Source organism: Saccharococcus thermophilus (assembly GCF_011761475.1).
Classification (GTDB): Bacteria; Bacillota; Bacilli; order Bacillales; family Anoxybacillaceae; genus Saccharococcus; species Saccharococcus thermophilus.
Genome location: NZ_JAASRS010000001.1, coordinates 115,524 through 128,978 on the forward strand (window position 1 = coordinate 115,524; position 13,455 = coordinate 128,978).

A 13,455-nucleotide genomic window follows, 5' to 3' on the forward strand; every position below is an offset into this window, starting at 1 on the left:
TTCAAATAAGTATCATGTATCATAATCAGCTTAGAAAAGAATACAAAATCATAATATAGGAATATAGGTGAATGGGCAGCAAGCTTCTTTTACTGCCATCACCTATTTCCTTAATGGTACACCAATAATAAAGACGGGTTATTACCAACGATAGTGAGCAAACGCTTTGTTTGCTTCCGCCATTTTGTGCGTATCTTCGCGTTTTTTCACCGCTGCACCAGTGTTGTTTGCCGCGTCCATAATTTCATTCGCAAGACGCTCTTCCATCGTTTTTTCGCCGCGGAGACGAGCGTATTGCACTAACCAACGAAGTCCTAACGACACACGGCGATCTGGACGAACCTCAACAGGAACTTGATAGTTTGCCCCACCGACGCGGCGTGCACGAACTTCTAAAACAGGCATCACATTTTTTAATGCTTGTTCAAATACTTCCATAGGATCTTTACCCGTACGTTCGCGGATTATATCAAATGCCGTGTAAAGAATTTTTTGCGCTTTTGATTTTTTTCCGTCCACCATAATTTTATTGATTAGACGGGTTACTAGTTTCGAATTGTAAATTGGATCTGGTAGTACGTCACGTTTCGCAACTGGACCTCTACGTGGCATAGTTTTTCCTCCTTTCAGTAAAAAATCCGATTTACTTTATTATTTTTTCGATTCTTTTGGCTTTTTCGCACCGTATTTCGAACGACCTTGCATACGGTTTGCCACACCTGCTGTATCAAGGGCACCACGAATGATGTGATAGCGTACCCCTGGCAAGTCTTTAACACGTCCGCCACGAATTAATACAACGCTGTGTTCTTGCAAGTTATGGCCGATACCAGGGATATAAGCCGTTACCTCGATACCGTTCGTCAAACGAACACGCGCATATTTACGAAGCGCAGAGTTTGGCTTTTTCGGGGTCATCGTACCAACACGTGTGCAAACACCGCGTTTTTGTGGCGAAGGAACGTTTGTTTGCTCTTTTTTAAAGCTGTTGTACCCTTTATTCAACGCAGGGGATTTGGATTTTACTACTTTTTTCTCGCGTCCTTTGCGGACTAATTGGTTAATTGTAGGCATGTTAAATGTCCTCCCTTCACACATAAACTTAAGCCCACATATCCAGGCGGTTCATTATTTATACAAAAAAGGTTTTTAAGATAAAAACCAAAACGGTTTTTAACCAAGAATCGCTACAGCAGCTGCTCCTACTTGAATTTTGCACGCTTTTCCCAGTTTTTTCATCGAATCTACTTTTGTAACAGGAACGTTTGCCTCTTTTGCCGCTTCCATCACCTTTTCAATGATGGATGGATCCGCATCCTCGGCAATGATCACTTCGAGCGCTTTTCCTTCTTTCAGAGCTCTTACTGTTTGTTTTGTTCCAACGACAATTTTTCCAGCCTGTAATACTTTTTCATAAGACATGTAACATATCCTCCAAAGTACCAGGTTTTTGGAACACCTTTATTAGACTATCATTTTCACAAGGCGTTGTCAACTATGTTTTCAAACAATTTGTTGCCAGCAAAGGAGAATCTCCTTTGCTGGCTAAGCAGGTTATTTCGTTGTAACGGTATCGCTAGTCGTTTCTTTCTTAATCACCGGCTTGACTTTGCGATAACGCGCCATTCCTGTTCCGGCTGGAACAAGCTTACCGATAATGACATTTTCTTTTAAGCCGAGCAATTCATCGCGTTTTCCTTTAATCGCCGCATCCGTCAACACGCGTGTTGTTTCTTGGAACGATGCGGCCGATAAGAACGAATCGGTTTCAAGCGACACTTTGGTAATACCGAGCAGCACCGGACGTGCTGTTGCTGGGCGTTTCCCTTCGAGAAGCGCCTTTTCATTGACGTCTGTAAATTGATGCACATCCAACAACGTTCCAGGCAACACGTCCGTATCGCCCGCATCAATGACACGCACTTTGCGCAACATCTGGCGAACCATCACTTCAATATGTTTATCGCTAATTTCTACCCCTTGCATCCGGTATACTTTTTGTACCTCACGCAGCAAGTATTCTTGAACCGATGTAATGTCGCGAACTCTTAACAATTGTTTTGGATCGATGGAGCCTTCCGTCAGCTCTTGGCCTCTCTCTACTTGCTGCCCTTCTTCTACTTTCAATCTTGCGTTGTAAGGGGCGACATACGAACGTGTTTCAACCTCGCCTTTGACAACAATTTCATATTGATGATCTCGCGTTTCGTTAATGGAAACAACAACTCCATCAATTTCCGAAATGACGGCTTGCCCTTTCGGATTACGCGCTTCAAACAATTCTTGTACCCGAGGCAAACCTTGGGTGATGTCGTCACCCGCAACACCGCCTGTATGGAACGTACGCATCGTCAGCTGCGTACCAGGCTCACCGATCGACTGCGCCGCGATAATACCGACCGCTTCGCCAACCTCGACATCGGCGCCTGTCGCCAAGTTGCGGCCATAACATTTTTTACATACGCCATGCCGCGTATTGCATGTAAACGCCGAGCGAATCCATACTTCCGTAATGCCTGCTTTAATGATCTCGTTCGCAATATCTTCGGTGATCATTTCATCTTTACGAACGAGTATTTCTCCTGTTTCCGGATGTCTCACTGTTTTTTGCGCATAACGGCCAACAAGGCGTTCTTCTAATTTGACGATCACTTCCGTTCCGTCTGTTAACGCTCTTGCAAGAATACCGCGGTCTGTACCGCAATCTTCTTCGCGGACAATGACATCTTGCGCCACGTCGACGAGCCGTCTCGTGAGATAACCAGAGTCTGCCGTTTTCAGAGCCGTATCGGCCAGCCCTTTGCGTGCGCCGTGCGTAGAAATAAAGTATTCCAATACCGTTAATCCTTCACGGAATGAAGATTTAATCGGCAACTCAATGATACGTCCCGCCGGGTTCGCCATGAGACCGCGCATTCCGGCAAGCTGCGTAAAGTTCGAAGCGTTACCGCGTGCACCGGAATCGCTCATCATAAAGATCGGGTTGCGTTTATCCAATGATTTCATTAGTCTTTCTTGAATTTTGTCTTTCGCCGCACTCCAAATCGAAATGACACGTTCATAGCGTTCTTCTTCAGTAATTAAACCGCGGCGGAATTGTTTTAAGACCGTGTCGACTTTCGCTTGCGCTTCTTCCAGAATTTCTTGTTTTTCCGGCAATACTACGATATCAGCAACACCGATCGTAATACCAGCTTTTGTCGAATATTGGAAACCTAAATCTTTCATGCGGTCAAGCATCTTCGACGTTTCCGTAATTTTAAACCGTTTGAATACTTCCGCGATAATTTGCCCGAGCACTTTTTTCTTAAACGGCGGCACGAGCTCGCGTTTGCGAATCTCTTCTTTCACATTTACGCCTTTGTCAAGGAAATATTTATCCGGCGTCCGCCCTTCAATGTTTTCTGTTGTCGGCTCATTAATGTAAGGGAACGAGTTTGGCAAAATTTCGTTGAAAATCAATTTGCCAACGGTAGTGAGCAATAATTTGTTATTTTGCTCTTCCGTAAACGTCTCGTTTTTCAATGAACCCGCGTGAACGGCAATGCGCGAATGCAAATGAACATAGCCGTTATGATATGCAAGCAGCGCCTCGTCCGTATCCTTAAATACCATGCCTTCGCCGATGGCTCCTTCGCGCTCCATCGTTAAATAATAGTTCCCTAACACCATGTCTTGCGAAGGAGTAACAACCGGTTTTCCATCTTTCGGGTTCAAAATGTTTTGTGCGGCTAGCATGAGCAAGCGCGCTTCCGCCTGTGCTTCCGCCGAGAGCGGAACGTGAACCGCCATTTGGTCTCCGTCAAAGTCCGCGTTATACGCCGTACATACAAGCGGATGCAAACGAATCGCGCGGCCTTCGACAAGCGTTGGTTCAAACGCTTGAATACCTAAACGGTGAAGCGTTGGAGCACGGTTCAAAAGTACCGGATGTTCTTTAATGACGTCTTCTAATACGTCCCATACTTCTGGATGAACGCGTTCAATCTTCCGTTTCGCGCTTTTAATATTGTGCGCTAATCCGCGTTCCACCAGTTCTTTCATCACAAATGGCTTAAAGAGTTCGAGTGCCATTTCTTTCGGCAAACCGCATTGGTACATTTTTAAGTTTGGCCCGACAACAATAACCGAACGTCCGGAATAGTCTACGCGCTTACCAAGCAAGTTTTGCCGGAAACGCCCTTGTTTCCCTTTTAACATATGGGACAATGATTTTAACGGGCGATTTCCAGGCCCTGTTACCGGACGGCCGCGGCGGCCGTTGTCAATGAGCGCGTCAACGGCTTCTTGCAGCATCCGTTTTTCATTTTGCACGATAATATTTGGTGCACCAAGATCCAATAAACGTTTTAAGCGGTTGTTTCGGTTAATAACGCGGCGGTACAAATCGTTCAAGTCCGATGTCGCAAAGCGTCCGCCGTCTAATTGCACCATCGGCCGTAATTCAGGTGGGATAACAGGAAGCACATCAAGCACCATCCACGCAGGATCGTTTCCTGAATTACGGAACGCCTCTAACACTTCCAATCGCTTGATAATACGAGCACGACGTTGGCCTTGTGCCGTTTTCAGCTCTTCTTTTAACGTCGCTACTTCTTTATCCAAGTCAATATCTTGAAGAAGCTTTTTAATCGCTTCCGCCCCCATGGAAGCTTGGAATGATTGCCCGTATTTTTCACGATACGCACGATATTCTTTTTCAGAAAGCAGTTGTTTTTTCTCCAGTGGTGTATCACCTGGATCCGTCACCACATAGGAAGCAAAATAAATAACTTCTTCTAATGCCCGCGGCGACATATCCAAAACAAGCCCCATACGGCTTGGGATGCCTTTGAAATACCAAATATGTGAAACAGGAGCGGCTAGTTCAATATGTCCCATCCGTTCGCGGCGGACTTTCGAACGAGTAACTTCGACACCGCAGCGGTCACAGACAACACCTTTATAGCGTACGCGCTTATATTTTCCGCAATGGCATTCCCAGTCTTTGGTCGGTCCAAAAATGCGCTCGCAAAACAGTCCGTCTTTTTCCGGCTTTAATGTACGATAGTTAATCGTTTCCGGTTTTTTTACCTCGCCGTACGACCAAGAACGGATTTTCTCCGGTGAAGCGAGCCCAATTTTCATGTACTCAAATTTGTTTACATCTAGCAAGGGGTATACCTCCCTCTTTATCCATCGGTTTTGCCTCAAATGCTTGTTTGTCGGATAACATCCTAATAGTGATGGAGGAATATCGCCTCCATCACTATCAATCAAGCTTATTCTTTCGTGACAGCGTCTTTTTCATCTACTTTTTCCTTTTCTGCCGGCTTTACTTCCGAAACGACCGCATCGGCAGCATTGTCTTCGTCCTCGTCGAAGTTTTCCATATTAATTTCTTGTTCATCGCTCGTTAAAATCGTTACATCCATACCTAAGCTTTGCAGCTCTTTAATTAACACTTTAAACGACTCCGGCACACCTGGTTCCGGTATGTTTTCTCCTTTGACGATCGCTTCGTACGTTTTGACACGACCGACAACATCATCGGATTTGACGGTAAGTATTTCTTGCAATGTATACGCCGCACCGTAAGCTTCGAGCGCCCATACTTCCATTTCGCCGAAACGTTGTCCGCCGAATTGCGCTTTCCCGCCGAGCGGCTGCTGCGTAACAAGCGAGTATGGTCCCGTCGAGCGAGCGTGAAGTTTATCATCGACCATGTGCGCCAGCTTAATCATATACATGATGCCGACAGATACGCGGTTGTCAAACGGCTCTCCCGTTCTGCCATCATATAGAACCGTTTTTGCATCGCGCGGCATTCCTGCTTCTTCTAGAATGTTCCATACGTCTTCTTCTGTAGCTCCATCAAATACCGGCGACGCAATATGAAGACCGAGCTTTTTCGCCGCCATACCGAGGTGTAGCTCAAACACTTGCCCGATGTTCATCCGCGACGGAACGCCTAATGGGTTTAACATAATATCAATCGGTGTGCCATCCGGCAAGAACGGCATATCTTCTTCCGGCAAAATGCGGGAAATAACCCCTTTGTTTCCGTGGCGGCCTGCCATTTTATCGCCTTCGGAAATTTTCCGTTTTTGCACGATATACACGCGGACAAGCTGATTAACACCAGGCGGAAGCTCATCGCCGTCTTCGCGGTTAAATACTTTTACATCGAGCACAATACCGCCGCCGCCATGTGGAACGCGCAACGACGTATCGCGCACTTCACGCGCTTTTTCTCCGAAGATGGCGTGCAATAGCCGTTCTTCGGCTGTAAGTTCCGTCATTCCTTTTGGCGTTACTTTTCCGACGAGCAAGTCACCGTCTTTTACTTCGGCACCAATGCGGACGATTCCGCGCTCATCTAAATTCTTCAGCGCATCTTCCCCGACGTTTGGAATATCACGCGTAATTTCCTCTGGCCCTAGTTTTGTGTCGCGGGACTCCGCCTCGTATTCCTCGATATGGATCGATGTGTATACGTCCTCTTTGACGAGGCGTTCACTCATAATAATCGCGTCTTCGTAGTTATAGCCGTCCCAAGTCATAAAGGCGACAAGCACGTTGCGGCCAAGCGCGAGCTCACCTTTATCCATCGATGGACCGTCTGCTAAAATTTCACCTTTCTCTACGATATCGCCTTTTTTCACAATCGGGCGCTGATTGTAACAAGTTCCTTGGTTCGAGCGGACGAATTTCAAGAGACGATATTTGTCAAGGTCTCCTTTTACTTCTTTTCCGTCCACTTCAATGAGGCGGCGAACCCAAATTTCTTTCGCCTCTACCCGCTCGACAATACCGCGGTGCTTACAAATAACCGCAGCACCAGAGTCTTTTGCGGACACATATTCCATTCCCGTGCCGACAATTGGCGCTTCCGGCTCTAATAGCGGCACCGCTTGGCGCTGCATGTTCGCACCCATGAGCGCGCGGTTCGAGTCGTCGTTTTCTAAGAACGGAATACACGCCGTCGCTACCGATACAACTTGCTTTGGCGACACGTCCATATAGTCCACACGGTCGCGTTTGACGACAATGTTTTCCCCGCGGAAACGTGCAACCACATTTTCTTCTAAGAATGTTCCATCTTCCGCGAGCGGGACGTTCGCTTGCGCCACGACATAGTTATCCTCTTCGTCCGCCGTTAAGTAATCAATTTGATCGGTTACTCTTCCTGTTTCTGGGTCGACGCGACGATATGGCGTTTCAATGAAACCGAATTTATTGACTTTCGCATAAGTCGATAGAGAGTTAATTAATCCAATGTTTGGACCCTCAGGTGTTTCAATCGGACACATCTGTCCATAGTGGGAGTAGTGAACGTCGCGCACCTCAAACCCTGCGCGTTCACGCGTTAACCCCCCTGGCCCTAACGCAGAAAGACGGCGCTTATGCGTTAATTCGGCAAGCGGGTTTGTTTGGTCCATAAATTGCGAAAGCTGCGAACTTCCGAAAAACTCTTTAATCGCTGCAATAACCGGGCGGATGTTAATCAGCTGTTGCGGTGTAATCGTGTTGGTATCTTGAATGGACATCCGCTCGCGAACGACCCGTTCCATGCGCGATAAACCAATGCGGAATTGGTTTTGCAGCAATTCACCGACCGAACGAAGACGGCGGTTTCCTAAATGGTCGATATCGTCCGTATCGCCAACCCCATGCAACAAGTTAAAGAAGTAGCTAATGGAAGCGATAATATCCGCCGGGGTAATATGTTTGACATCTTCAGCAATATAGCCATTGCTGATGACATTGATCACTTGTTCGTTATCCAAGTCATTTGGCGAGTAAATTTTAATCGACTGCACGGAAATTGGCTCTTCCACCACGCCCCCAGCAGGTTTATAGGTTTGCAAACCAATGCCTTTTTCAAGGTATGGCATCAAGCGATTTAACGTTCTGCGGTCAATGATTGCTCCTTTTTCCGCAATAATCTCGCCTGTTTCCGGATCCGTTAATGTTTCGGCAAGACGTTGGTTAAACAGGCGGTTTTTAATATGAAGTTTTTTATTAATTTTATAACGTCCGACGCTTGCTAAATCATAGCGTTTTGGATCAAAAAAGCGAGAGATTAACAAGTTTTTCGCGTTTTCTATTATTGGTGGTTCGCCTGGTCGTAGGCGTTCGTAAATTTCAATGAGCGCTTTTTCAGTGCTATCCGTATTATCTTTTTCAAGCGTGTTGCGCAAATATTCGTTATCGCCAAGTAAATCAATAATTTCTTGATCGGTACCAAAACCGAGCGCACGAAGAAGCACCGTAACTGGCAGTTTACGGGTGCGATCAATGCGAACATATACGACATCTTTGGCATCGGTTTCGTATTCTAGCCATGCGCCGCGGTTCGGAATCACTGTCGCCGAATAGCCGCGCTTCCCATTTTTATCTACTTTATCGCTGTAGTACACGCTCGGTGAACGGACAAGCTGGGATACAATAACCCGCTCTGCCCCGTTAATGATAAACGTCCCCGTTTCTGTCATTAACGGGAAGTCACCCATAAACACATCTTGTTCCTTTACTTCACCTGTCTCTTTGTTAATTAAACGCACTTTTACGCGAAGCGGTGCAGCATATGTAACATCGCGTTCTTTCGCTTCTTCTACCGTGTATTTCGGCTCCCCTAAACTATAATCAATAAATTCAAGAGAAAGATTGCCAGAAAAGTCTTCGATTGGGGAAATTTCGCGGAACATTTCCCGCAATCCTTCATCCAGAAACCATTTGTAAGAGGAAGTTTGAATCTCAATAAGATTTGGCAATTCCAGCACTTCACTAATGCGCGCGTAACTTCTCCGTTGGCGGTGTCGTCCATATTGAACTAGTCGGCCTGTCAAGTGATTCACCCCTCAAATGTAAACATTAATCAAATTAGAAGGTAAACATGGAGCTATGCTTTTCATGGAGAAAAAAAGAAAATGGTTTCTATGATAGAAAACCATATTTTTACCTGTTTATTGATTTTATCATTTTTTCCATTATAAACAAAATTATACTTCATATCCTTACTAGGAAAATGTACACATTTAGCATTTTATAATGCTACCACAACAACAAAACACTGTCAACATTTTTTCGCCTTTATGATATAATATCCTTTTTTCTTTGTCACCACTTCTACGTGCGAAAATACTTCTTGCAATTTTTTTAATGCGGAAGGCGCACCTTGTTTTTTCTGAATCACGACCCATAGCTCTCCTTGATCGAAAAGATGGTCAGCGCTTTGTTCGAATATCGCATGAACAACACGTTTTCCGGCGCGAATCGGGGGATTGGTTAAAATCGCGGCAAATTTTTTATCGCCTACTTGCGCAAATAAATCACTTTCATAAATCGTTACATTTGTAATATCGTTGGCCAGTTTATTTTCAACGGCCAATTCAAGCGCTCGTTTGTTAATATCCACCATATCTACATGTCGGTGAGGAAATGACTTTGCAAGCGCCAAACCGATCGGACCATATCCGCAGCCGATATCTAAAAAATCGCCATTTATATCCGGTTCCGAAAACGTTTCAATCAACAGCCGCGTGCCAAAATCAACTTCCCGCTTGGAAAATACACCACTGTCAGTGGTGAACACGAGCTCGTGGCCCCGCAATAAAAACGTCCATGTATGACGATTGCTTTCTGACGACGGGTTGGAAGAATAATAATGTTCGCTCAATTCCATCACCTTTCCTTTGCTGATCTATATCTTCCATCATATCCATTTTTGCAGTAAAAAAGCCCGCTGGTTTCAGCGGGCTTTTTTCTCTGTCAAGGACGATTATTTTACTTCTACGCTAGCGCCAACTTCTTCAAGTTTTGCTTTGATTTCTTCTGCTTCTTCTTTTGAAACGCCTTCTTTAATTGGTTTTGGAGTGTTATCGACTAAGTCTTTTGCTTCTTTTAAACCAAGACCAGTGATTTCACGAACAACTTTGATAACTTTAATTTTTTGCGCACCAGCATCAGCAAGGATAACATCGAATTCTGTTTTTTCAGCAGCAGCTTCGCCGCCAGCAGCAGCACCGCCAGCAACTACTACAGGAGCAGCAGCAGTTACGCCGAACTCTTCTTCAATTGCTTTTACTAATTCATTTAATTCTAATACTGTCATATTTTTAACCGCTTCAATGATTTGTTCTTTTGTCATTGTCAGTTCCTCCTTAATTTATGGTTTTATGCATATATGGATGCGAGATTATGCGCCTTGCTCTTCTTTTTTCTCCGCAACTGCTTTTGTAACAAGTGCAAAGTTGCGAATTGGCGCTTGAAGAACACTAAGCAACATAGAAAGCAAGCCTTCGCGGGAAGGAAGTTTTGCAAGTGCATTGATTTCTTCAAGCGTTGCAATGTTCCCTTCAATCACACCTGCTTTAATTTCCAGCGCTTCATGGTTTTTGGCAAATTCACTTAAAACTTTCGCAGGCGCTACGACATCTTCATTGCTAAATGCAATCGCATTTGGTCCAGTCAATACGTCGTTTAATCCTTCTAACCCAACTTCAGCTAGCGCGCGGCGGGTTAATGTGTTTTTATACACTTTGAACTCAACGCCCGCTTCGCGAAGCTGTTTGCGAAGTTCTGTAATTTCCGCTACGTTTAAGCCGCGGTAGTCTACGATAACCGTAGATTTGCTGGCGCGGAATTTTTCAGCTATCTCTGCTACAATCTGTTTTTTGAGTTCGATCGCGCTGCTCATTTTTACACCTCCTGTAGAAGATAAAATGAAAACACCACTTATACCGCATCAGCAAAAAACCTCCATGCCACGTAGACATGGAGGTATCGTAAAACGCGCAAAACGACCTTGAACGCGTTTTTCTATCGTGCAAATACCTCGGTAGGAAATTAAGCTCCTAAGAGCACCTACTGTCTACGGTACAAATGATATTCATTTTTCCAGACAAAAGACATTTTACTAAAAGGATTGAAAGAAGTCAATATCTTATTGCGCTACCGCTACAGTAGATGGATCCACTTTGATACCAGGCCCCATCGTCGAAGTAACCGTTACGTTTTTCACGTACGTACCTTTTGCAGCGGCTGGTTTTGCTTTTAAAATCGCCTCATAAATCGTAGCGAAGTTTTCTACCAGTTTCTCGTTGTCGAATGAAACTTTACCAATCGGTACATGAATATTGCCGGCTTTGTCAACGCGATATTCGACTTTACCAGCTTTAATTTCTTGTACGGCTTTTGCTACATCAAATGTAACGGTACCAGTTTTCGGGTTTGGCATTAATCCTTTTGGACCTAAAATACGTCCTAATTTACCAACCTCACCCATCATGTCAGGTGTTGCGACAACGACGTCAAAATCAAACCAACCTTGTTGGATTTTGTTGATATATTCTGTATCGCCGACGTAGTCAGCACCAGCTGCCTCGGCTTCTTTTGCTTTTTCCCCTTTCGCGAATACTAATACGCGCTGTACTTTCCCTGTACCATGAGGCAATACAACCGCGCCGCGAATTTGTTGGTCCGCTTTTTTTGGATCAACGCCTAAACGGAACGCAACTTCCACCGTAGCATCAAATTTAGCAATGTTCGTTTTTTTCACCAGTTCAATCGCTTCTGCGATTGGATACGCTTTGAAGCGGTCTACCAGCTTCAATGCTTCTAAATATTTCTTTCCTCTTTTTGGCATGTTTAATTCCTCCTCATTGTGGTTTTAGCGGAATAACCTCCCACGAATAAAGGTTGCGAAAAGGATCACTCCTTGTAGTCGCAACCTCCTCAGCCAACACTATGCACATTAGTCTTCGATAACAATGCCCATGCTGCGGGCTGTACCTTCAACCATGCGCATCGCAGCTTCAATGCTTGCTGCGTTTAAATCCGGCATTTTCATTTCCGCAATCTCACGCACTTTGTCGCGTTTGATTGTCGCTACTTTGTTACGGTTTGGTTCACCAGAACCTGATTCAATGCCGGCCGCTTTTTTCAGCAATACTGCAGCTGGCGGAGTTTTTGTAATAAATGTAAATGAACGGTCCTCAAACACCGTAATTTCAACCGGAATAATCAAACCCGCTTGATCAGCTGTGCGAGCATTGAACTCTTTACAAAACGCCATAATATTAACACCGGCTTGACCTAATGCAGGACCAACTGGTGGTGCCGGATTCGCTTTCCCTGCAGGAATTTGCAGCTTGACGACTTTCACAACTTTTTTTGCCACGAGACACACCTCCTTAAGTCCGTGATGTGGTATTAGGGATTGTCCCTCCCACTCATAAGGCTAACATCCTATTAGCCCTTTTCCATATCTCCCGTTTCGGTTGAGAGGATCTGCGTGTTGGTAAATCACATGCTCCCTTATACACTGGTATAAGTTCATTGCCTGTAGAGAATATATCTGTCCCGGTTTATGAGACATACTGACTTTAAAATATTATCACTTTTCCATTTTGATTGCAAGTTCTTTTCCATCATATTTTTTCAATCTGCGAAAATTCCAATTCCACCGGTGTCTCACGACCAAACATATTGACGAGCACTTTTACTTTTCGTTTATCCACATCGATCGCTTCAATTTTACCCGTAAAGTTGGTAAAAGGACCTTCTTTCACCCTTACAGTTTCATTTAGCTCATAATCTATATCGACCTCTGTCAGCGGCATGCCCATTCGTTTTAAAATCATTTTCACTTCTTCTTCCATCAACGGGGTTGGTTTGGAACCAGCTCCGCTTGAGCCGACAAATCCCGTTACTCCAGGAGTGTTGCGTACTACATACCAGGAATCATCCGTCATTACCATTTCCACTAGTACATAGCCTGGAAAGACTTTCTTTTTCGTTGTTTTTCTTTTTCCGTTTTTGACATCCGTTTCTGTTTCTTCAGGAACGACAACGCGAAAAATTTTATCCTGCATACCCATAGATTCAACGCGTTTTTCTAAGTTGGCCTTCACTTTATTTTCATAACCGGAATACGTATGAATCACATACCAATTTTTCTCCATTGATTAGGACTTAACTGTCCTTTCCCTCCCTAAATCGGTTTGGTTTCCTTTTTTAAGCAAAACAAAAACCCGTTACCGGGTCAGACGCTCTCATTTTATTATCTTTCATTATATCATATGGGCAACAGACTTATTCAAAAACAAAGCGAATTAATTCAGAAATTCCTAAATCAACAACGGCAAAAAACACTGTAAAAAACGCAACGGTAGTTAATACAATAGCTGTATAGTTAACCAATTCTTTCCGGTTTGGCCAACTTACTTTTTTCATTTCCCGAACTACTTCTTTGAAAAAGTTTATCATTCGCTGCATGATTAATAACCTCCAACAAACTTAAAAAGCTGCCCACGTAGCGCTACTTCGTCTCACGGTGGGGTGTATGCATATTGCAAATTTTGCAAAATTTATTCGTTTCAAAGCGTTCTGTTGCGTCGCTCATTTTTTTCATCGTTACGTAATTTCGACTGTTGCATTTACTGCAAGCTAAAATCACTTTTTTCCGCATGG

The 13,455-nt window shown here is 44.4% G+C and carries 13 protein-coding genes and 1 other annotated feature; all 13 genes read right to left on the bottom strand.

The features are described 5' to 3' along the window. Positions 1-141 precede the first annotated feature (141 nt). Complete coding sequence (rpsG, locus tag BDD39_RS00735) at positions 142-612, bottom strand: 30S ribosomal protein S7 (protein ID WP_017434021.1); 471 nt, start codon at positions 610-612, stop codon at positions 142-144. Between the two features lie 39 nt (positions 613-651). Then, on the bottom strand, positions 652-1,074 hold the full coding sequence (rpsL, locus tag BDD39_RS00740) for a 30S ribosomal protein S12 (RefSeq protein WP_166907252.1): 423 nt from the start codon (positions 1,072-1,074) through the stop codon (positions 652-654). Positions 1,075-1,173: 99 nt separating this feature from the next. After that, positions 1,174-1,422 carry a 50S ribosomal protein L7ae-like protein gene (locus BDD39_RS00745; protein ID WP_166907255.1) on the bottom strand — a complete coding sequence of 83 codons (249 nt, stop codon included), beginning with the start codon at positions 1,420-1,422 and terminating at the stop codon, positions 1,174-1,176. A gap of 132 nt (positions 1,423-1,554) precedes the next feature. Beyond that, positions 1,555-5,154 carry a DNA-directed RNA polymerase subunit beta' gene (gene rpoC, locus BDD39_RS00750; protein WP_166907257.1) on the bottom strand — a complete coding sequence of 1,200 codons (3,600 nt, stop codon included), beginning with the start codon at positions 5,152-5,154 and terminating at the stop codon, positions 1,555-1,557. Positions 5,155-5,261: 107 nt separating this feature from the next. After that, positions 5,262-8,831: a DNA-directed RNA polymerase subunit beta gene (gene rpoB, locus BDD39_RS00755; protein WP_166907259.1), complete on the bottom strand. Its 3,570-nt coding sequence runs from the start codon at positions 8,829-8,831 to the stop codon at positions 5,262-5,264. 227 nt (positions 8,832-9,058) lie between these two features. Next, positions 9,059-9,661 carry a class I SAM-dependent methyltransferase gene (locus tag BDD39_RS00760; protein WP_166907261.1) on the bottom strand — a complete coding sequence of 201 codons (603 nt, stop codon included), beginning with the start codon at positions 9,659-9,661 and terminating at the stop codon, positions 9,059-9,061. 102 nt (positions 9,662-9,763) lie between these two features. Then, positions 9,764-10,132 (bottom strand): 50S ribosomal protein L7/L12, encoded by a 369-nt coding sequence (gene rplL / locus BDD39_RS00765; RefSeq protein WP_017434027.1) that lies wholly within the window; start codon positions 10,130-10,132, stop codon positions 9,764-9,766. A 48-nt stretch (positions 10,133-10,180) separates the two neighbouring features. Beyond that, the gene (gene rplJ / locus BDD39_RS00770) at positions 10,181-10,681 is read right to left on the bottom strand and encodes a 50S ribosomal protein L10 (RefSeq protein WP_166907263.1); all 501 of its coding nucleotides are present in this window, start codon (positions 10,679-10,681) and stop codon (positions 10,181-10,183) included. A 44-nt stretch (positions 10,682-10,725) separates the two neighbouring features. Beyond that, positions 10,726-10,879: a sequence feature (ribosomal protein L10 leader region), on the bottom strand. A gap of 48 nt (positions 10,880-10,927) precedes the next feature. Next, positions 10,928-11,629 carry a 50S ribosomal protein L1 gene (gene rplA / locus BDD39_RS00775; RefSeq protein ID WP_017434029.1) on the bottom strand — a complete coding sequence of 234 codons (702 nt, stop codon included), beginning with the start codon at positions 11,627-11,629 and terminating at the stop codon, positions 10,928-10,930. A 108-nt stretch (positions 11,630-11,737) separates the two neighbouring features. Further along, positions 11,738-12,163, bottom strand: coding sequence for a 50S ribosomal protein L11 (gene rplK, locus BDD39_RS00780; RefSeq protein ID WP_017434030.1), 426 nt, complete (start codon positions 12,161-12,163; stop codon positions 11,738-11,740). A gap of 250 nt (positions 12,164-12,413) precedes the next feature. Beyond that, the gene (gene nusG, locus BDD39_RS00785; protein ID WP_166907265.1) at positions 12,414-12,947 is read right to left on the bottom strand and encodes a transcription termination/antitermination protein NusG; all 534 of its coding nucleotides are present in this window, start codon (positions 12,945-12,947) and stop codon (positions 12,414-12,416) included. Between the two features lie 130 nt (positions 12,948-13,077). Next, a complete protein-coding gene (gene secE, locus BDD39_RS00790; protein ID WP_166907266.1) occupies positions 13,078-13,260 on the bottom strand; it encodes a preprotein translocase subunit SecE in 183 nt (60 codons plus the stop codon). A 43-nt stretch (positions 13,261-13,303) separates the two neighbouring features. Next, the gene (gene rpmG / locus BDD39_RS00795; protein WP_166907269.1) at positions 13,304-13,453 is read right to left on the bottom strand and encodes a 50S ribosomal protein L33; all 150 of its coding nucleotides are present in this window, start codon (positions 13,451-13,453) and stop codon (positions 13,304-13,306) included. Positions 13,454-13,455 lie beyond the last annotated feature (2 nt).